The organism is Methylocystis sp., from assembly GCF_051061285.1.
In the GTDB taxonomy this organism is placed as follows: Bacteria; Pseudomonadota; Alphaproteobacteria; order Rhizobiales; family Beijerinckiaceae; genus Methylocystis.
The window spans coordinates 87,504-107,962 of sequence record NZ_JBPFEA010000048.1 but is presented as its reverse complement, the minus strand read 5'-3'; the positions used below and the strand labels follow the sequence as shown (position 1 = coordinate 107,962).

The following is a 20,459-nucleotide window of genomic DNA, read 5'->3' as shown; positions in this document are numbered from 1 at the left end:
CTAATCGTCCACCTCGCCGTTCATATGGGCCCCAAAATCGGCGCGGCCAGAAATTCTCCGCAGTTCATCGAGATGCGCGTCCCGTTTGGCGGCGAGCCTGATCTCGGGCAATGGCCCGACGAGTTCGCCGACCCGAACGAGATGTTGCGGTCGATAGGTTATCCGAACATGAAGAAGTTCGCGAATCGAAGGCCGGGCGGCGGCGCCCTCGGTCAGATCGACTGTAAAGTTCGAACCAGCTTCATTCGGAGCAGGAAAGAAATAGGGGCTGCCCGGCGCTTCTAACACGGTCGGAAAGGCGAAGGCGCGCAAAGCGCCTCGCGGACTGACCCAGCTCCATTCATCGAGCACGTCCTTAACGAGATATTCCATCAACGCGAAGGCTTTGCGCTCGCCGGAGGCCGGGCAATGATGACCAAGGCCCAAACGGTTGCGCAGCCTAGTGAGCCAATCGTTCTCGGCGAGGTCGCCCGCCAGTTCCGATTTAAACGCTACAAAGGCCGGACGAGCGCCGGGAAAACTTTTCCATTGATCTGCGACTTGCGCGATCAACGAGTTGTCGCGAGGTGATGACAGCAGCGCGTTTTCGAGGTCCACGAAATTCTGTCCCGTCCGATTCAGAATGCCGTCGATGCACTCAAGCCTCACCAGTTTTTGGTTCGGCTCGATGTCCGGCATGTAGAGCGCCAAATCATTGATCGACTGGAAAGTCGCCGGAACATGGGCGCGGCGCGCGCCTTGAACTCTAATCCTGAAGTGAGCGGCTTGTATCATTCCCAACGATGCGAGCGCTGGATCGGTCGCTTCGAAGTCGTCGCGACGAGCGTCCGACACCCGTTCTTCGAACAAAAAATTGTCGCCGAGCGCGCGATCCGCGACAGATCGCGACGCTCGGAGAGATGCAAGGTCATTTCGTAAATTATCACGGCATAACAGCATGATGGAAACGCCAAAAAAATTTGGACCGCTCTCGTCGAAGAGCTCTACTTCTGCTTATAGGCTTCCGTCACATCCTCGACCGTGCGCAAGCCGGGCTTTGGCGCCATCACCAGCACCGCCATATTGCCGGGCGCATGTTCGTTCTTCCACATCTTGGTGTGGGCGAGAGGAATCTTCTCCCAAGGGAAGACCTCCGACATGCAGGGGTCGACGCGGCGGTCCAGCACGAAGCGATTGGCGGCCGAGGCCTGTTTCAAATGCGCGAAATGCGAGCCCTGGATGCGCTTCTGACGCATCCACACATAGCGCGCGTCGAAGGTGAGGTTGAAGCCGGTGGTGCCGGCGCAGAACACCACCATGCCGCCGCGCTTCACCACGAGGCAGGAGACCGGGAAGGTCGCTTCGCCCGGATGTTCAAAGACGATGTCGACGTCCTTCTTGCCGGTGATGTCCCAGATCGCCTTGCCGAAGGCGCGGGCGTTCTTGGTCCATTCGACATATTCCGGCGTGTTGACCTTCGGCAGCTGCCCCCAGCACTTGAAGTCCTTGCGGTTGATGACGCCCTTGGCGCCGAGCGAGAGCACGTAGTCGCGCTTGCTCTCATCCGAGATGACGCCAATGGCGTTGGCGCCCGAGGCGGCGCAGAGCTGCACGGCGAACACGCCGAGCCCGCCGGAGGCGCCCCACACCAGCACATTGTCGCCCGGCTTTAACTGGTGCGGCGCGTGGCCAAAGAGCATGCGATAGGCGGTCGCGAGCGTTAAGGTGTAGCAGGCCGCCTCTTCCCAGGAGAGGTGCTTCGGGCGCTCCATCAGCTGGCGATCCTGAACGCGGCAGAACTGGGCGAAGGAGCCGTCCGGCGTCTCATAGCCCCAGATGCGCTGCGAGGGCGAGAACATCGGGTCGCCGCCGTTGCACTCCTCGTCGTCTCCGTCGTCCTGGTTGCAGTGGACGACCACCTCGTCGCCGACCTTCCAGCGCTTCACCTTGGAGCCGACCGCCCAGACGATGCCGGCAGCGTCGGAGCCGGCGATGTGAAAGGGATTTTTGTGCGCATCGAGCACGGAGATGGGCTCGCCCAGCGAGGCCCAGACGCCGTTGTAATTGACCCCGGCCGCCATCACGAGCACCAGCACGTCGTGGCTGTCGAGCTCCCAGGTCGGCAAGACCTCGAGCTGCATGGCGGTTTCCGGCGGCCCATGCCGCTCCTTGCGGATCGCCCAGGCGTACATGTTCTTGGGAACATGCCCGAGCGGCGGAATCTCGCCCATCTCATAGAGGTCTTTCTTATCGGTCAATTTTGGGCTCCTCGCCTTACCGCCCTTATCGGGCCTTGGCATTGGCGGGAGCTTATAAACGTGGCGGCGCGGCGCGAATAGTCCCTAAGTTGAGGGCGGCATGGCCCTTCCCGGCGCGGCGGCGGTCGTCGCGCATTGCCGGATAGCGTCCCTGCCCCTATCATTAAGCTGGTTGAGCCAGTCGATCGGACGAAAGATGGAAATCGGCGCCTTCGAGGCGAAAAACACGCTCGGCAGCCTGCTCGACCGGGTCGAGAAGGGCGAGGAAATCATCATCACCCGCCGCGGCAAGCCCGTCGCGCGGCTCGCGCCTGTGCGAACGGAGCACGACATCGCGCGGGCGCGCAAGGCGATGGCAGAGCTTCGCGAACTCTCGAAAGGCAACAGACTTGACGGTCTCAAGATCAAGGATCTGATTAACGAAGGGCGGCCGTGAGTCTGGTCCTCGATAGTTCCGTTGCACTCGCCTATTGCTTCGATGAAGAGATGACGCCTCAGATTCTTGCGATCTTCGACAGGGTTATCGAAGAAGGCATCGTCGTTCCGAGCTTGTGGCGATATGAAGTCGCCAATGTTCTGGCGCTCGCCGAGCGGAGAGGACGGGTGATGTCCGGCTTCCCGAAAATCGCCGTTGACCGGTTCGGGAAAATCTCGATCGTTCTCGACGAAGAGAGCGACGAACAGGCTTGGATGACAACAATAAGGCTCGCCGCGCTTTACAACCTCACCGTCTACGACGCCGCCTATCTGGAGCTTGCGCAGCGCCGCCGTCTGCCGCTCGCAACCCTCGACGCCGCGCTGGCGCGGGCCGCGAAGGCGGCGGGAGTCGAGACGCTCGTTTGAGCCGCTGGCGGCCTCATCTTGTCAAAACAGGGTCATGTGCTATCGCAACGGGCGAAGGAGCCATTAAAGTGAACGACATGTCCGCCCCGCGCCGCGACAAGCCCTGGATGTTTCGCACCTACGCCGGCCATTCGACCGCCAGCGAGTCCAATAAGCTTTATCGCTCCAATCTCGCCAAGGGCCAGACGGGTCTCTCCATCGCCTTCGATCTGCCGACGCAAACCGGCTACGACAGCGACCACATCCTCTCGCGCGGCGAGGTCGGCAAGGTGGGCGTGCCGGTCTCGCATCTGGGCGATATGCGCACGCTCTTCGACGGCATCCCGCTCAGCGAGATGAACACGTCGATGACCATCAACGCCACCGCCGTGTGGCTGATGGCGCTCTATATCGCCGCCGCCGAAGAGCAAGGCGCGCCGCGCGCAAAACTGCAGGGCACGACGCAAAACGACATCATCAAGGAATATCTGTCGCGCGGCTCCTATGTCTTCCCGCCGACGCAGTCGCTGCGCCTCACGCAGGACCTCATTCTCTTCACCACGAAGGAATGCCCGAAGTTCAATCCGATGAACGTCTGCTCCTACCATCTGCAGGAAGCGGGCGCGACGCCGTCGCAGGAGCTCGCTTATGCGCTGGCGACCGCCGTCGCCATTCTCGACGGCGTGAAAGCCGCGGGAATGCCTGAGGAAGACTTCGCCCAGGTCGTCGGCCGCATCTCCTTCTTCGTCAACGCCGGCATGCGCTTCGTCACTGAACTCTGCAAAATGCGCGCTTTCGCGGAGCTTTGGGAGGAGATCACGCGCGAGCGCTATGGCGTGAAGGACGAGAAGCTCCGCCGTTTCCGCTATGGCGTGCAGGTCAATTCGCTGGGGCTCACCGAGCAGCAGCCGGAGAACAACGTCTATCGCATATTGATCGAGATGCTCGCCGTCGTTCTCTCCAAGAACGCCCGCGCTCGCGCCGTGCAGCTTCCGGCCTGGAACGAGGCGCTCGGCCTGCCCCGCCCCTTCGACCAGCAATGGTCGCTGCGCATGCAGCAGATCATGGCCTATGAGACGGATCTGCTCGAATATGGCGACATTTTCGACGGCAATCCCGAGATCGCCCGCAAGGTCGCCGAACTGAAGGCCGAGGCGATGGCCGAACTCAAGAAGATCGAGGAGCTCGGCGGCGCGGCGGCGGCGGTCGAGATCGGCTATATGAAGGGCAAGCTCGTCGAAGCCAATACCGCGCGCCTCGAGTCGATCGAGGCCGGCGAGCAGATCGTCGTCGGCGTCAACAAATTCACCGGCGGCGAGCCGTCGCCGCTCGCCTCGGGCGACGATCAGATCATGGTCGTGCCGGAACATGTCGAAGCCGAACAGATTTCGCGGCTGAAGGCCTGGCGCGAAGGCCGCGACCAGAAGGCCGCGCAAGCCGCCATCGAAGAGCTGGCGCGCGCCGCCAAGGAAGGCCGCAACATGGTCGAGCCGTCCATCGCCGCGGCGAGGGCGGGCGTCACCACCGGCGAATGGGGCAATGTTTTACGCGGCGTGTTCGGGGAATACCGCGCGCCGACCGGCGTCTCATCGACCGCCCGTCAGGTCGGCGGCGCGCTCGACGCCGTGCGCGGCGAAGTCGAACGCGTGTCGCAAAAGCTCGGCAAACGGGCGAAGTTTCTGGTCGGCAAGCCCGGCCTCGATGGCCATTCCAACGGCGCGGAACAAATCGCGGTGCGCGCCCGCGACGCCGGCTTCGACGTGATCTACGCCGGCATCCGCTCGACGCCGGCCGAACTTGTCGAGGCCGCGAAGAAGGAGGGCGCGCATTGCATCGGCCTTTCCATCCTCTCGGGCTCGCATGTGACGCTCGCGCATGAAGTCATCAAATTGATGAAGCAGGAGGGCGTCGATGCGCCGCTCGTCGTCGGCGGCATCATCCCGCCGGCCGACGAGAAGCTCTTGCGCGAAGCGGGCGTCGCGGCGGTCTACACGCCGAAGAACTACGACCTCAACGCCATCATGACCGACCTCGCCCACATCATCGAGAAGGCGGCGGTTTAAGGCGCCAATGGAAGGTCCCTCATCCTGAGGAGCGTGCGGAGCGCGCGTCTCGAAGGACGAGGGACCGTCTCCAGAAATCACGGCCTCATGGCGGCGCAATCCTCGTCCTTCGAGACGCCGCCTTTGGCGGCTCCTCAGGATGAGGATTGCTTTGGGCTGCCCGGACTTGTGCCGCGCACAGCGCTTGCGCAATATTGCGCCGCAACATCGCCGCAGGAGCGTTCATGTCCGCCGCCGACGCCATCGCCCGTCCCGATTTTTTCAGCCGGGAGCGCACCATCGCGTCCCCCGCATTCAATCGCTGGCTCGTGCCGCCGGCGGCGCTGGCCATTCATCTGTGCATCGGCATGGCCTATGGCTTTTCCGTCTTCTGGCTGCCGCTGTCGCGGATCATTGGCGGCGCGCAGCCGAAGGAATGTCCGGAAACGCTCGGTCTTTTCGCGACGCTCGTCGCCACCGACTGCGACTGGAAGATCAGCTGGTTAGGGTGGACGTTCACGCTGTTCTTCGTGTTTCTGGGCTCGTCGGCGGCGGTCTTCGGCCATTGGCTGGAGACGGCAGGCCCCCGCAAGGCGGGGCTCGCGGCGGCCTGCTGCTGGTGTGGCGGCCTGCTGATCTCGGCGCTTGGCGTCTATCTCCATCAGATCTGGATGCTGTGGATCGGCTCCGGCGTCATCGGCGGCGTTGGTCTCGGGCTTGGATATATCTCGCCGGTCTCGACGCTCATCAAATGGTTCCCCGACCGGCGCGGCCTGGCGACCGGTCTCGCCATCATGGGCTTTGGCGGCGGCGCGATGATCGGGGCGCCGCTCGCCGACCGGCTGATGAGCTTCTACGCCACGCCGGCTTCGCCGGGCGTCTGGCAGACCTTCGTGACGCTGGCGGCGATCTATTTCGCTTTCATGGTCGCCGGCGCGTTCGGCTACCGGGTGCCGTCCGAGGGTTGGGCGCCGGAAGGATTCACGCCGTCCGCGGCGGCCAAGAACGCCATGGTGACGCATCGTCATGTGCATCTCGACGTCGCGTGGCGGACGCCGCAGTTTTGGTTGCTGTGGGCCGTGCTCTGCCTCAACGTCTCGGCCGGCATCGGCGTTCTCGGCATGGCCTCGCCAATGCTGCAGGAAGTCTTCGGCGGCAGACTGATGGGCCTCGACATTGGATTCGATCAGCTCGACGCCGATCAGAAAAAGCAGATCGCCGCGATCGCCGCGGGCTTCACCGGCCTCTTGAGCCTCTGCAACATCGGCGGGCGCATCGGCTGGGCGTCGGCGTCCGATAAATTTGGCCGCAAGATCACTTACGCGATCTTTTTCATCGTCGGCATCGCGCTGTATTCGGCGATCCCCTTCGCCGCGAGCGGGGCGATCGTCGGCCTCTTCGTCCTGCTCTTTGCGGTCATCATCACCATGTATGGCGGCGGCTTCGCGACGATCCCCGCCTATCTCGCCGACATCTTCGGCACGCATCATGTCGGCGCCATCCATGGACGGCTGCTGACCGCCTGGTCGACGGCGGGCGTGCTCGGGCCCGTGCTTGTCAATTACATTCGCGAATATCAGCTGAGCGTCGGCGTCCCGCGCGAAGCCGCCTATAATCAGACGATGTATGTGCTCGCGGGCCTGCTGCTCTGCGGTCTCGTCTGCAATCTGCTCGTGCGGCCCTGCGCCGAGAAATATTACATGAGCGATGAAGAGGTCGCGGCGCAAAAGCACATCACGGTCGCCGAGGTCGTCAAGGCAGATGACGACATCCACGCCGATTTCGAGGATTTTGTCGAAGAAGGGTTGGACCCCGCCGCGACCGACGCCGATCCGCCGGCCGCCGCGCGCGCGCCGCCCGGCTCAAAAGGCGGATCGCTGCTGCTGGTTTTCGCCTGGGCCGCCGTCGGCGTCCCCCTCGCCTGGGGCGTCTGGACGACGCTCCTCAAAACCGCCGCGCTGTTTCACTGATTTTATGAAGGCGCGCGAAATGCCTCCTCTTTGCGGGGAGGTCGTAGGGCGCAGCCCGTGGGGGCTTGGCGTAACAGATCGAGCCGATGCTACCCCACCCGCCCCGGCTTCGCGGGGCCACCTTCCCCGTAAAGGGGAGGGACGCGCAAACGCCCGGCCTTCACTCGATTGCCCCCAGGGGAATCGGGGGAAGGATTGTTTTCCTCACCCTCATCCTGAGGAGCCGCCGCAGGCGGCGTCTCGAAGGACGAAGGTGAGGAAAAATACGCGAAATCGGGCTTCCTCGCCCTTCGAGACGCGTGCTGCGCACGCTCCTCAGGATGAGGAAGCCCTTCATCCGATTCCCCTGCGATTGCCCCCGCGTCGCCTTGATCGCGGCCGGCTTGTTTGCCAGAAGTCGGAGTCGCTTGGCGCCTTCGTGATTCGTTGCGGGGCCGACAAACGAGACGAGGGCCTCTATGGCGACCGCTTGCACGAATGGGCTCGACACCGGTTTTGTCGATCTCGGTTATATGAAAGTCGCCGTTCTTGGCGTGGTGCAGGGCATCACCGAGCTTCTGCCGATCTCCTCGACCGCGCATATGCGCATCGTTCCGGCGCTGCTCGGCTGGAAGGACCCTGGCTCCGCCTTCTCCGCGGCGATGCAGCTCGCGGCGCTCGCCGCCGTCGTCAGCTATTTCTGGAGCGACATCCGCGCGCTCGCCGAGGGGTCCGTACGGGCGCTGGTGCGGCGCGACTTCAACGATTGGACCTTTCGCTTCGTCGTCTGGATCGCGCTCGCGACCGTGCCGATCGGCATCGCCGGCCTCGCGCTGTCGCATACGCTCAACACCTGCGGCTCGCCATTGCGCACGCTGCCGGTGATCGGCATTTCCTCGATCGTGATGGCGGCGCTGCTCGCCATCGCCGAACTCTATTGCAATCACAAGCGCACGCTCGAACATGTCAGCCTGAAGGACGCGATGATCGTCGGCTTCGCGCAGGTCGGCGCGCTCATTCCGGGCGTCTCGCGCTCGGGCTCGACGCTGACGGCGGCGCTATTCCTCGACCTCAAGCGCGAGGAAGCGGCGCGCTTTTCCTTTCTGCTCGGCCTGCCGGCGATCGCGCTCGCGGGCCTGAAGGAGCTGTGGGAGCTGCATAAGGCGCAGCTCGATTTCCACGGCTGGGCGGTGCTGACGCTCGGACTATTCGTCGCCTCGATCTCCGCCTTTGTCGCGATCTGGGGCTTGCTGCGGATTCTCGAACGCTTTTCCGCCTGGCCCTTCGTCTACTATCGCGCCTTCATCGGAATCGTGCTGCTCGTCGGCTTCTACGCAGGCTTTCTCGCGTAGCGCCTAACCCTCTCCCATTGGGAGAGGGTGGCGAGCGAAGCGAGCCGGGTGAGGGGTCGCGCGCTGATCGCCTGAATCCGGAAGCAATCGAGGTTGTTTCCCCTCACCCCGGACCTTCGGTCCGACCCTCTCCGGTCTGAAGTCGGCTGTTGCCGACTTCAGCATTGTTAATCGCAAGTCGAGCAGGCTCGACTTGCGTGGGAGAGGGTTATCACTCCGCCGCCACTTTGAGGCGCTCGCGCGCCTCAGCCCGCAGATCATCGATCGGCGCGAGCGCGCCCTTTTCTTCGTAGTGCCAGAAGGTCCAGCCGTTGCAGGCCGGCAGGCCCTGCGCCAGCGCCCCGGTCTTGTGGATCGAGCCGACGAAGCCGGAGAGCGACAGCGCGCCGTCGGCGCGCACCACCGCGCGATGGCGCCGCCTAGCGTCAACGAGCGTCGCGCCCGGCGCGATGAGTCCCGCTTCGACGAGGCTGGCGAAGGCGATTCGCGGCTCCGTGCGCTTAGACGGGGCCGTCGCGAGCGTTTCATGCGGCAAGGCTTCGATCGCCGCGATCCGCTCCCGCGCCGCGGCTCTGTAGTCGCCGTCGCGCTCGATGCCCAGCCAGTCGCGGCCGAGGCGCTTGGCGACGGCGCCGGTCGTTCCCGTGCCAAAGAAGGGATCGAGCACCAGATCGCCCGGGCTCGAGGCCGCGAGAATGACGCGCGCGAGCAGCGCTTCCGGCTTTTGCGTCGGGTGGGTCTTGCGGCCCGCGCCATCCTTGAGACGCTCTGTCCCACCGCAGATCGGCAGCAGCCAGTCGGAGCGAACCTGGCAATCCTCGTTCGCCGCCTTCAGCGCCTCGTAATTGAAGGTGTAGTTCTTGGCGCTTTGGTCGCGCGCCGCCCAGATCATCGTCTCATGGGCGTTGGTGAAGCGCCGGCCGCGAAAGTTCGGCATCGGATTGTTCTTGCGCCAGACGATGTCGTTCAGGATCCAGAACCCCAGATCCTGCATGATCGCGCCGACGCGAAAAATATTGTGGTAGGAGCCGATCACGAAAATCGTCGCCGAGGGCTTCATCACCCGGCGCGCCTGGGCGAGCCAGTCGCGCGTGAAGGCGTCATAGGCGGCGAAATTTGCGAATTTGTCCCAGTCATTATCGACCGCATCGACGAGACTTTGATCCGGGCGATGCAAACGATTGGCGAGCTGGAGATTATAGGGCGGATCGGCGAAGACGAGATCGACGCTCTCCTGCGCCAGTCGCTCCATTGATGCGACGCAGTCGCCGCACAGGATTTCGTTGCGCGCCGTCGCGCGGAGCGGCCCTTCATTTGTGCGCCCGATACGCGTGACCTGATTTCGGGCTTTGAGGCGAGCCGCCCCGACGCGCGCGCTACGCATGAACTGAACACCATCAACGCAACCAACATGCGAGATAGTGAAGGAGGGAGGTAAAGGGGGCGTTTAGATTGGCAAAACGCCGGCGTCTCTTTTTCGAACGGAAGTCTTAAAGAAATAAAAAGGTTAGCGAATAGTTGACGAAGGCCTCACGCCTCGCGGACGGGCGCGAAGCTGACGCGGTGCGCCGGGCTCGCGCCGTGCAGCGCCAGCGCGTCAAGGTGACGCTGCACGGCGTAGCCGACATTGGTCTCAAAACCATAGTGCGGATAGTGGACGGCGAGGCGGCGCATCATGGCGTCGCGGGCGACCTTGGCGACGATCGAGGCGGCGGCGATAGACAGCGCGGTCGCGTCGCCCTTGATGATCAGCTGGCAGGGGCAGTTGACCGGCGGCCGGTCGTTGCCGTCGATGAGAAGATAGGCCGGCGCCTGGGAAAGGCCGGCGACGGCCCGCGCCATCGCCGCGAGCGACGCCTGGCGGATATTGATGCGGTCGATCTCGGCGGGGGCGACGAAGGCGACGCTCACGGCGAGCGCGCTGACCATGATGCGCTCAAACGCTTCTTCGCGCTGCGCCTGGTTCAGCGCCTTCGAATCATCGAGCCCGCGCGGCCGTCGTTCGGGATCGAGAATCACCGCCGCCGCCGCCACCGGACCCGCGAGCGGCCCGCGTCCGACTTCGTCGACGCCGGCGATCGGCCAGACGCCTTTCCGGCGCAGCTGCGCTTCCAGCCGAAAATGGGGCCCCTTGGCCGTCACAAACGCTCCCCCGGGCGGATCGCTATGGGTCCTGCGACGGTGGCGTCAGTGCAGGACCGCGCAGCGAATAAAGCGCGGCGGGCGGTCGGCTGGCAACCGGAAAGACGGCGCTTGCGGCGGCGTCCAAAGAATTCTCGGCCGCGCAAGCGCGATAAGCTCGCCGGGAGACCAGCCTAAGATGGGCTCAGAAGAGGCTGAGCTGCTGCGGCGCGCGGCGCGGCGGCTCGAACAGATCCGTTCGCAGCCTGGTTTTCTGCGTGAACCCCAGCCGGGCGGCCGCGAGTTCAAAACGCCGGCCGATCATCCAGGCGTAGGGCCCCTCGCCTTTCATGCGGGTCCCGAAGGAAGGATCGTAAAGCTTGCCGTCTCGCGTCGCGCGCATGAGCGCGAGGGCTCTGCGGGCCCTGTCAGGAAAATGCGTCGCCAGCCATTCGGTGAAGAGATCGCGCAATTCGATCGGCAGGCGCAGCATCACATAGCCCGCCTCACGAGCGCCGGCGGCGTGCGCCCGCGTCAAGATCCGCTCGATCTCGTCGTCATTGATGGCGGGAATGATCGGCGCCGTCATCACCGCCGTCGGCACGCCGGCGGCGCTGAGCTTTTCGATGGTTTCGAGCCGCAACTCGGGCGTCGCGGCGCGCGGCTCCATCAGGCGCGCGAGCTTGCGATCGAGCGTCGTCACCGAGATCGCGACCTTCGCGAGGCCCTTGGCCGCCATTGGCGCGAGCAGATCGAGGTCGCGCAAGACGAGCGCGGACTTCGTCACGATGCCGACCGGATGATTGGCGCGCGCCAGCACTTCGAGGATCGAACGCATGATTCGATGGCTCTTCTCGGCGGGCTGATAGGGATCGGTGTTGGTGCCGATGGCGATCGTCTTGGGGACGTAGCGCGGCGCCGACAATTCGCGTTCGAGAAGCTGCGCCGCGCCGTCCTTGACGAAAATCTCGGTCTCGAAATCGAGGCCGGGCGAAAAGCCCATATAGGCGTGCGTCGGCCGCGCGAAGCAATAGACGCAGCCATGCTCGCAACCACGATAGGGATTGATCGAGCGATCGAAGGAAATGTCCGGCGAATCATTCCTGGTGATGATCGTGCGCGGCTTCTCGACGTGGAAATTGGTCTTGAGCGCCGGCAGGCTCTCGAGCGACCCCCAGCCGTCGTCGGCCTCCTCGCGAGTCTCCTTTTCGAAGCGGCCGCTGCGCTTCGACAACGCGCCGCGTCCGCGCCGGCGATCGGCGTCGATGATCGCGGCGCCGTCGATCGGCGGCGGCGCGCCATTTATCTCTACCGATGCCTGAGCCGCACGCCCCATGTTCGCAGCCTCTGCCCAGCGTCGCCCCGAGCTTCGCTGCGCGAGTGCTCAGAACTTGATGCTCGTCAGAACATATAGAGAACATGATACTGGCGCAAGCGGCCTTCCGAACAAAAAAGCGCGCCGACTCTCGACGGCGCGCTTCCTAATTCTGCGCTTGAGGCGCCCTCAGCGCACCAGAATATTCTTGAACTGCCAGGGATCGCTCTCGTCGATGTCCTCCGGGAACAGCCCGGGACGCCCATCGAGCGGCGTCCAATCCGTGTAGTAGCCCTTCACCGGGCCGAGATAGGGCAGCTGCACGTCGAGGCAGCGCTTGTAGTCGACCTCGTCGGCTTCGACGATTCCCGCCTGCGGGTTCTCCAGCGCCCAGACCATGCCGGCGAGCGCCGCAGAACTCACCTGCAGTCCGGTGGCGTTCTGATAGGGCGCGAGATCGCGAGTCTCCTCGATCGAGAGCTGCGACCCATACCAATAGGCGTTCTTGGCGTGGCCGTAGAGCAGCACCCCGAGTTCGTCGATTCCATCGACGATCTCGTGTTCGTCGAGAATCTTCCAGCTCTCCTGCATCTTGCCGGCTGCGCCGAACATCTCGTGCAGAGAAAGCACGGCGTCGTCGGCGGGATGATAGGCGTAGTGACAGGTCGGACGATAGATCGCCTGTCCGGAATCGTCGCGCAGCGTCAGATAGTCGGCGATCGAGATCGATTCATTATGGGTGACGAGAAAGCCGTATTGCGCGCCCGGCGTCGGACACCAGGAGCGCACGCGCGTATTGGCGCCGGGCGACAGCAGATAGATCGCCGCGCCGCAACCGCCCTGATGCGTGCGGCCGATGTCGGGGAGCGCCTTTTCATGCGTGCCCCAGCCGAGTTCGGCCGGCTGCATGCCCTCGGAGACGAAGCCTTCGACCGACCAGGTGTTGACGAAGACGTTGAGCGGCTTGGGATCGCGCGCGCGCTGCGTGTCGCGCTCGGCGATATGGACGCCCTTCACCCCGAGCTTTTGGGCAAGCGCGCCCCATTCGGCGCGCGTTTCCGGCTCCTTGTCGAGCGCGCCGGTGTCGCGCGCGATATTGACGAGCGCCTGCTTGACGAACCAGGAGACCATGCCGGGATTGGCGCCGACGCAGGAAACCGCCGTCGATCCGCCGGGATTTTTGCGGCGCTCTTCGAGCACCGTCTCGCGCAGCGCATAATTGGTGCGCGCTTCATTGGACATGGTCTTGTCGAAGTAGAAGCCCGGCCATGGCTCGACCACCGTGTCCACGCAGAGCGCGTTCAATTCGCGCGCGAGCTTGATGATCGCGAGCGAAGAAACGTCGACCGAGAGATTGACGATAAAGCCCTGGCCGCCGCCGTTGGTCAGCAGCGGGGTCAAGACCTCGCGGTAGTTCTCCGGCGTGAGCCTGGTTTTGAGAAAAGCGATGCCGCGCTCGTCGAGCAGACGGCGATGCGTATCGACGGGATCGATGACGGTGAAGCGCGATTTGTCGAAATCGAAATGGCGCTCGATCAGCGGCAAAATGCCTCGGCCGATGGAGCCGAAGCCGATCAGCACGATCGGACCGGTGATTTTGCCGTAGTTTGGCCAAGTCGACATGAGGCGCAGCTCCCGAGAAAGTTATTGCGCCGCGATAAAGCAAGCATGGACGTATTAATCAAGAGCTTGAGTATGCGCGGGCGGCGCGCATGGCGTGGCGCTGCGCCCGCGCTTTTGCCCGCGCTCGGCGACACGCAGGCCAGTTGGGCGTCTTCGACGACATGGGGGTCGTGGCTCATCAAGTCATGAAGACGCGCAAGGGCCCCTCGTCCTTCGAGACGCCCTCTTCGAGGGCTCCTCAGGATGAGGGGCCATTGGTTTCGCAAAACTGACCTGTTTTTAGAGGGCAGATCTTTTGAGAGCCTCTGCGGTCCTCATCCTGAGGAGCCGCCGAATGGCGGCGTCTCGAAGGGCGAGGACCGCAGCGCGACTTAAATTTAACTTCTTGGAATTTCACGCAGACGCAGCGGCGTTTCCGTCGATGCGCCCCTGCAGGCCGTTGGGCAGGCGCGGATTGGGCAGAATATAGCGCCCGCGCTCGCGCACCATTTTGGTCACCGCCGCGAAATCGAGCTTGCCGGAGCCCAGAAGCGGCACCTGCTCGACGAGCATGATTTCCGCCGGAATCATCAGGTCCGACGCGCCCTTCGCTTTGGCGTAGGCTTGGAAATCGGCGCGCGTCGCGTCCTTGCGCTGCGTAACAAGAATGATTCTCTCGCCCTTGCGCGGATCGATCTCGGTCGCCGCCGCCGACAGCGCGTCGGGCCAGAGTTCCGCCGCCAGCTGTTCGATGGCCGCGAGCGACACCATCTCGCCGCCGACCTTGGCGAAACGCTTGGCGCGACCCTTGATCGTCACATAGCCTTGCGCGTCGATGGTGACGATATCGCCCGTATCATGCCAGCCGTTCTCTGGCGGCTGCACGACGCCGGGCTTATCGATCTTGAGATAGCCCATCATCACATTGGGACCGCGCACCAAGAGCCTTCCGCCGTCCTCCACGCCCGGAACCGGCTCGAGCCGATGTTCGACGCCCGGCATCAGCCGTCCGACCGCGCCGAATTTGTTGAACATCGGCGTGTTGAGCGCGAGGACCGGCGACGCTTCCGTCACGCCATAGCCTTCAAGGATGCGGACGCCGAACTTCTCCATCCACAGATCGCGCGTCGATTGCTTCACCGGCTCGGCGCCGGCGACGACATAACGGATCGACCGGAAGTCATAGGCGTGCGCCGGGCGCGCGTAACCGGCGAGAAAAGTGTCCGTGCCGAAAAGAATCGTGGCGTTTGAGCCGTAAACAAGCTCCGGCACGATGCGGTAGTGCAAAGGCGAGGGATAAAGATAGATCGGAACGCCGGAGATCAGCGGCAGCGTGAAGCCGACCGTCAGACCGAAGGAATGGAACATCGGCAGCACGTTGAAGACCTTGTCGGTGCGTCCGAAGTCGATGCGCGCGGCGGCCTGCGCCGCATTGGCGAGCATGTTTCGATGCGACAAGGCGACGCCCTTTGGCGCGCCTTCCGACCCCGAGGTGAAAAGGATCGCCGCCATCTCGTCGGCCTTGCGCGGGGCGACAGGTTTGCGGAAGCGTCGGAACGCGTCGAGCTTGTCGGCGAAGGAAATGCGCGCCCGCATGTCTTCGAGATAGACGAGCGCGACTTTCTCTTCGAGTGCTGCGACAAGCTTTTCGAGCTTGGCTTTCTCGATGAAGCCGCGCGACGTCAAAATCGTCCTCGCCTGCGCCGCCTCGCAGCCCGCCAGAATATTGGCGGCGCCGGCGGTGAAATTGATCATCGCCGGCGCGCGGCCGGCCGAAATGACCGCGAGGAACGCCACTCCCGCGCCATTGGCGTTCGGCAGCATCAGTCCGATCGCATCGCCCGGCCTCCCGATGCGCGCGATCTTGCCGGCGAGCGCGCGCGTCCCGATCAGCAGCCCGCGATAGCTGAGCTTGCCGGCGATCGGATCTTCGAGAGCGACGCGCGACAGCCCGTGCGTGCGCGCGGCTTCAACGACGGCTTCAAAAAGCGTGCGATCGGCGTTGGTCGCGCGGAAGATGAGATCCGACATGATCTGATAGAGCGCCGCGCCGGCCGCCATCCGCCGCGCCTTGCCTTTCAGTGCGTCATCGACCGTCAGACGGATAGGTTCGAGCACGGTGAGGGTGAATTTCGGAAACCAGCGCCGGCGCGCCTGTTCACGCGTCAGCCGCGAGAACATCGTCGCCTCGGCGCCGTCGATGTGCACCGGGACGACCATCGCGCCGGATTTTTCCGCGATCAGCCCCGCACCGTCATAGACCTTCATCAGACTGCCGGTGACCGTCAACCGGCCTTCCGGGAAGATGACAAGCGGATTCCCGTCCTTGACCGCATTGATGAGCGCGCGCGCGCCAAGCGGATTGGCTGGATCGAGCGGGATCACGCGCATGAATTTCAAAAACGGCTTCGCCCACCATGTCTTCGAGATCGTGCGGTCAATGGCGAAGACCGGCGGCTTTGGCATGACGGCGAAAATCGCCGCGGCGTCGAGAAAGCTCACATGGTTGAGCGCAACGATCGGATTGGGTCCCGCCTTCTCGAAATTCTCGTATCCCTTAACCTCGAGACGGTAGAAGGCGCGAAAATAGATCGAGAGCAGATCCTGCAGCGGCGACGCGACCACCGCCTTGACGATCCAGATCGAAGCGACGAGCGCGACGACGGCCAGGCCAATCAGCAGCGCCGCGAAAGAAACGCCCAAGCTCTGCAGACCCGCAACCCCGACGCCGCCGAGCGCCATGAAGGCGGCGTTCTGCACATTCACGGCGGCGATGGTGCGGGCGCGCTGCTGAGGCGCGCTCTGCGCCTGAATGGCGGCGAAGGACGGAACGATCATCAGCCCGCCGGCGACCGCGAGCAGTGAAAGATCAATCGCGGCGCGCCAAGCGAGCGGTTGAGCGAAGTAGGCTTGCGGCGACAGCGCCGTCGCCGCGTCCGGCGCTGGCGAAAGGAGCAGCGCGAGGCCGAGGTCCGCGGACCCAAAAGCGACGAGCGCCGCGCCGACGGCGGACGGCAGCAGCACGATCTTGCCCTTGAGCAGAAAGGCGGCGAGCCCCGATCCAATGGCGATGCCGACGGCGAACAGCGCCAGATGAATGCTGACGAGGATCTCCGCGCCATGCAGCGTCTGGGTGATGAGCGAGGGCGTCAACGACATGGCGACGGAGCCGAACAGCCAGAAGAGGCTCGTCACCACGGCAAGCCGCCGCAGCGCTATTTGACCACGCAGATGCCGCAGTAATTTAAAGGTTGAGCGGAAGACGTTGGCGTCGATCGCAAGATCGGGATCGGCGCGCCCCGTTGGGGGAATCAGCCACGCCGCGCCAAGCGCCAGCGCCGCGACGCCCATGACTCCCGCGGCGAGGATCACCCCGTCGCCGACATGCAACGCCATGCCGCCGGCGACCGTGCCGCTGAGAATTGCGAAAAAGGTCGCGCTCTCGACGAGCGCATTGCCCGCCGGAAGTTCCTCGCGCGTCAGTTGGTCGGGCAAGATGCCGTATTTGACAGGGCCGAACAGCGCGCCGGTGACGCCAAAGAGAATGAGCGCGCCAAAGAGCGTGGGGATATTGGCGAACAGAAAGCCGGTCGCGGACAATGCCGCCACGGCGATCTCCGCGACGCTGAGCCAGCGCACGACCCGCGCCTTGTCATACTTGTCGGCGAATTCGCCGCCGATCGCCGACAGAAGAAAAAACGGCGCGATGAAGGCCGCGCCGGCAAGCGTAACAAGCGACGCGCCGCTCTCGGCCGCGTGCGCCAGGATCAGGAGCACCAGGGCGTTCTTCAGGAAATTGTCGTTGAAGGCAGCGAAGAACTGACGCCAAAACAATGGCGCGAAACGCCGCGAAGCGAGAAGCGAATGCGTCATGTCGAAGCTTCCGGGAGATGCGTCGTGACTTTCGTCGATGACCCTTAAGGATCGGTCAAGTCGGGCGCGTTGCAATGGGCGTTGTGATCGGGTTGAAGGTCAGCCTTTCGCCATGAACTATGTTCAATATGGAGACTGCAGCGCTTTTGCTCTGCCGTCAACAGAAAAATGAACGACGTTCATGCTGGATTGGGAGACGTTCCTTGAACGAGAAGAACGCCGACGCGGGAGCCGACCGCCGGACGCAGTTGCGTGACCGGCTTATCGACATCGCGCAGGAGACGGTGGCGGCGCAGGGTCTCGCCGGACTTAAGGCGCGCGATCTCGCCGCGGCGGCCGGTTGCGCGCTCGGCGCGATCTATACCGCTTTTCATGACCTCGACGAGCTGATCCTGCGGGTCAACGCGCGCACCCTGGCGCGCCTGGAGGCCGCGCTCGACGCGGCGTTCGTGGACGCCGAGGCGGAGCAGGCGCTGGAAGCCATGGCGCGGGCCTATCTGAGCTTCGCGAGAAAAGAAGAGCCAAGCTGGCGCGCGCTGTTCGAGCACCGATTGCCTCCTGGCGCGCCGGTGCCGGCCTGGTATGCGGACGCGCGCAACCGCCTGTTCAGTCGGTTGGACGCGCCGCTTGCGCAACTGTTGCCGGGCAGGGACGCGATGGCGCGCGCCGCGCTCGCGCGCACGCTGTTTTCGGCCGTGCATGGAGTCGTCGCGCTGGGGCTTGAGGAGAAGATCGCTGAGACCCCGCCAAAATTGCTGGATGAGCAGCTCGGCGTGCTGATACGGCTTCTCGCGGCGGGACTGATGATGGAGTCGGCCCGCTTGATTTGAGCCGCGCGAGCTGACATAGGCGCGCATGACTTTCATTCTGCTGTTTGCCGTAGCGACCTGGGCCGGCGCGCAGAATGCGCTTGCCGGCGGCGGCTCGTTCCTCACCCTTCCCACATTGATGCTGACCGGAATGGACGCGCTGGCCGCCAATATCACGTCATGCGCGGCGCTGTTTCCGGCGCAGGTCGCGACCGGCTGGACCGGCCGCAAGCTTGCGACGGGCGCCAATGGGCTTTCGCTGCGCACGCTGTTCGTGATCAGCATCGTCGGCGGCGCCGTCGGCGCGGCGGTGTTGCTGGGCACGCCGCGGGGGCTCTTCGCGCGTCTCGTGCCATGGCTCGTGCTGTTTGCGACGGTGGTTTTCGCCTGGGGCAGTTTCTTTCGCAAGTCAGGCGACACGCATAGGCATCTCAGCGCGCCGGGAGCGGCGCTGGCGCAATTTCTGATTTCGGTTTACGGCGGCTATTTCGGCGGCGGCATCGGCTTTCTCATGGTCGCCGCGCTGACCATGGCCGGACAGGGCGTGCGCGTCGCCAGCGCCACCAAAAACGTTCTGGCCGGCGTCATGAACGCCTCCGCCGTCGCGATCTTCCTGTTCTCGCCGGATCTGCACTGGCCGCAGGCGCTGGTGACGAGCGTGGGCGCGACGATCGGCGGCGTCGCCGGCGCCCGCCTGATCCATCACATCGACGAAAAAATCCTGCGCATCTTCATCATCGTGGTCGGCGCGGCGCTGACCGTCGGTCTCTTTCTCAGAGCGCCATAATCCGGGCGCCCGACGCGTTCAGCGCGGCGAGGCCGCCCCGCCCGCCATCGCCTTTTCGATCTCGGGAATGAGCGTCGTCGCGATGGCCGAAGGCGTCAGCGGTCCGACAAATTTATAGGCGATGGTTCCGTCACCCTTGATCACGAAAGTCTCCGGCACGCCATAAACGCCGAAGTCGATCGCCGTACGGCCGGCAGGATCGACGCCGACGCGCGCGAAAGGATTGCCGCCCTCCTCAAGGAAACCTAAGGCCTTTGTCGTCTCATCCTTGTAGGAAAGCCCGTAGAGCTCGACGCCTCTGGCCTTGAGCGCTTCGTCGCCGGCGATCGACATGAGCGCCGAATGCTCCTGTCGGCAGGGTCCGCACCAGCTGGCGAAGACATTGACCAGGCTCACGTGACCCTTGCGCAAATCTTGCGTCGAGAGACCGGGAACGCCGGCCAGTCCTTCAAGCGCCGGCAGATCGAAAGTCGGCGCCGGCTTGCCGATCAGCGCCGAGGGGATGCGCGACGCGTCGCCGGAGAACAGCCGCACCAGGAAGACCAGCGCCAGCAGCGCGAAGAGCGCCAGCGGCAGAAAGCGCAGCGCCGAGCGCGGCGCGACGGCGTCGCTCACGCGCCCTCTCCTTCATCCCGCGCGCCGGCCGCGCCGAAGTGCGCCAGCGCCGCGCGCAGGCGGCGATAGTCGAGGACGATGCGCAAGGTCACGACGCCGAGCGTCGCGGCCGTCACGCCATAGGCGGCGGCGATATAGAACCAGTGGCCGCTCATTCCGCCGCCTCCATGCTTTCGTCGCCGGCGATTTCGCCGGCGCGGACGGCCTGCATCGAGAGGCGCGCGAGGCGTCGGCGCAGGATTTCGTTGCGGATCGCCATGATGTGCAGCGTCAAAAACAGCAGCGTCGCGGCGAGCGCCATGACGATGAGCGGCCACAGCATCGATCCGGAGATCGCCGGTCCGTCAATGCGAAACACCGAGGCCGGTTGGTGCAAGGTGTTCCACCAATCGACCGAATATTTGATGATCGGGATGTCGATCGCGCCGACGAGCGTCATGATCGCCGCGATGCGCGCGCCGCGCGGCGTGTCGTCCATCGTCTGCCTTACGGCGATGAGACCGAGATAGAGAAGAAAAAGAACCAGCATCGAGGTGAGGCGCGCGTCCCACACCCAGAACGTCCCCCACATCGGCTTGCCCCAAAGCGAGCCCGTGACGAGGCAGACGAAGGTGAAAGCGGCGCCGAGGCTGGCGGCGGTCTTCTGCGCTGCGTCGGCGAGGGGATGACGCCACACCAGAACGCCGAGCGACGCCGAGGTCATCACGACATAGGCGAAGATGGCAAGCCAAGCGGACGGAACATGGATGTACATGATCCGCACCGTTTCGCCCTGCTGATAATCGGGCGGCGCCGTGAAGGCGCCGTAGAGCCCGATCGCCAGCAGAAGCGCCGTGGCGCCCGAAAGCCATGGCAACGCGCGTTCTGCAAACCGCAGAAAGCGCGTTGGATTAGCGTAAGTGGACAGAAAGCTCATCGACCGCCGGAAACTCCCG

At 64.2% G+C, this 20,459-nt stretch carries 17 protein-coding genes; 7 read left to right on the top strand and 10 right to left on the bottom strand.

Annotation, left to right across the window (positions count from 1 at the left end; all coding sequences use genetic code 11):
• Entirely contained in the window at nt 1-834 is an 834-nt protein-coding gene (locus ACR65T_RS17010) for a hypothetical protein (RefSeq protein WP_434497600.1), read from the bottom strand.
• A gap of 149 nt (nt 835-983) precedes the next feature.
• Nucleotides 984-2,237 (bottom strand): crotonyl-CoA carboxylase/reductase, encoded by a 1,254-nt coding sequence (gene ccrA, locus ACR65T_RS17005; protein ID WP_434497599.1) that lies wholly within the window; start codon nt 2,235-2,237, stop codon nt 984-986.
• A gap of 100 nt (nt 2,238-2,337) precedes the next feature.
• On the opposite strand from ccrA, the gene ACR65T_RS17000 reads away from it, so the two are divergent.
• The 5 genes from ACR65T_RS17000 (at nt 2,338) to ACR65T_RS16980 (ending at nt 8,402) form a co-directional block, all read left to right on the top strand.
• On the top strand, nt 2,338-2,673 hold the full coding sequence (locus ACR65T_RS17000) for a type II toxin-antitoxin system Phd/YefM family antitoxin (RefSeq protein WP_434497598.1): 336 nt from the start codon (nt 2,338-2,340) through the stop codon (nt 2,671-2,673).
• Entirely contained in the window at nt 2,670-3,080 is a 411-nt protein-coding gene (locus ACR65T_RS16995; protein WP_434497597.1) for a type II toxin-antitoxin system VapC family toxin, read from the top strand. The genes ACR65T_RS17000 and ACR65T_RS16995 overlap by 4 nt, the downstream gene beginning before the upstream one ends.
• 77 nt (nt 3,081-3,157) lie before the next feature.
• Nucleotides 3,158-5,122 carry a protein meaA gene (locus ACR65T_RS16990; RefSeq protein WP_434497716.1) on the top strand — a complete coding sequence of 655 codons (1,965 nt, stop codon included), beginning with the start codon at nt 3,158-3,160 and terminating at the stop codon, nt 5,120-5,122.
• 224 nt (nt 5,123-5,346) lie between these two features.
• A complete protein-coding gene (locus tag ACR65T_RS16985) occupies nt 5,347-7,071 on the top strand; it encodes an OFA family MFS transporter (protein WP_434497595.1) in 1,725 nt (574 codons plus the stop codon).
• A gap of 458 nt (nt 7,072-7,529) precedes the next feature.
• Entirely contained in the window at nt 7,530-8,402 is an 873-nt protein-coding gene (locus ACR65T_RS16980) for an undecaprenyl-diphosphate phosphatase (protein ID WP_434497594.1), read from the top strand.
• 211 nt (nt 8,403-8,613) lie between these two features.
• Here ACR65T_RS16980 and ACR65T_RS16975 read toward each other — a convergent pair whose 3' ends face one another.
• From ACR65T_RS16975 to ACR65T_RS16955, 5 genes are all read right to left on the bottom strand, one after another.
• On the bottom strand, nt 8,614-9,786 hold the full coding sequence (locus ACR65T_RS16975) for a site-specific DNA-methyltransferase (protein WP_434497593.1): 1,173 nt from the start codon (nt 9,784-9,786) through the stop codon (nt 8,614-8,616).
• 146 nt (nt 9,787-9,932) lie between these two features.
• On the bottom strand, nt 9,933-10,544 hold the full coding sequence (locus ACR65T_RS16970; protein ID WP_434497592.1) for a ribonuclease HII: 612 nt from the start codon (nt 10,542-10,544) through the stop codon (nt 9,933-9,935).
• 184 nt (nt 10,545-10,728) lie between these two features.
• Entirely contained in the window at nt 10,729-11,859 is a 1,131-nt protein-coding gene (locus ACR65T_RS16965; RefSeq protein WP_434497590.1) for a PA0069 family radical SAM protein, read from the bottom strand.
• A 168-nt stretch (nt 11,860-12,027) separates the two neighbouring features.
• Nucleotides 12,028-13,461 carry a homospermidine synthase gene (locus ACR65T_RS16960; protein ID WP_434497589.1) on the bottom strand — a complete coding sequence of 478 codons (1,434 nt, stop codon included), beginning with the start codon at nt 13,459-13,461 and terminating at the stop codon, nt 12,028-12,030.
• 393 nt (nt 13,462-13,854) lie between these two features.
• Nucleotides 13,855-17,313, bottom strand: coding sequence for an acyl-[ACP]--phospholipid O-acyltransferase (locus ACR65T_RS16955; RefSeq protein WP_434497588.1), 3,459 nt, complete (start codon nt 17,311-17,313; stop codon nt 13,855-13,857).
• Between the two features lie 203 nt (nt 17,314-17,516).
• Between ACR65T_RS16955 and ACR65T_RS16950 the strand changes: the two genes are divergently transcribed.
• Together ACR65T_RS16950 and ACR65T_RS16945 are read left to right on the top strand one after the other, a co-directional pair.
• The gene (locus ACR65T_RS16950) at nt 17,517-18,143 is read left to right on the top strand and encodes a TetR/AcrR family transcriptional regulator (RefSeq protein WP_434497587.1); all 627 of its coding nucleotides are present in this window, start codon (nt 17,517-17,519) and stop codon (nt 18,141-18,143) included.
• A gap of 25 nt (nt 18,144-18,168) precedes the next feature.
• Nucleotides 18,169-18,909 carry a sulfite exporter TauE/SafE family protein gene (locus tag ACR65T_RS16945; RefSeq protein WP_434497586.1) on the top strand — a complete coding sequence of 247 codons (741 nt, stop codon included), beginning with the start codon at nt 18,169-18,171 and terminating at the stop codon, nt 18,907-18,909.
• 18 nt (nt 18,910-18,927) lie between these two features.
• Here ACR65T_RS16945 and ACR65T_RS16940 read toward each other — a convergent pair whose 3' ends face one another.
• From ACR65T_RS16940 to ACR65T_RS16930, 3 genes are read right to left on the bottom strand one after another with little or no spacing between them, the layout of a single operon-like run.
• Nucleotides 18,928-19,524, bottom strand: a complete 597-nt coding sequence (locus tag ACR65T_RS16940; protein WP_434497584.1) for a DsbE family thiol:disulfide interchange protein — start codon at nt 19,522-19,524, stop codon at nt 18,928-18,930.
• Nucleotides 19,521-19,679 carry a heme exporter protein CcmD gene (ccmD, locus tag ACR65T_RS16935; RefSeq protein ID WP_434497583.1) on the bottom strand — a complete coding sequence of 53 codons (159 nt, stop codon included), beginning with the start codon at nt 19,677-19,679 and terminating at the stop codon, nt 19,521-19,523. Before ccmD ends, ACR65T_RS16940 begins: the two co-directional genes overlap by 4 nt.
• Entirely contained in the window at nt 19,676-20,440 is a 765-nt protein-coding gene (locus tag ACR65T_RS16930) for a heme ABC transporter permease (protein WP_434497582.1), read from the bottom strand. The genes ccmD and ACR65T_RS16930 overlap by 4 nt, the downstream gene beginning before the upstream one ends.
• Nucleotides 20,441-20,459: the final 19 nt, after the last annotated feature.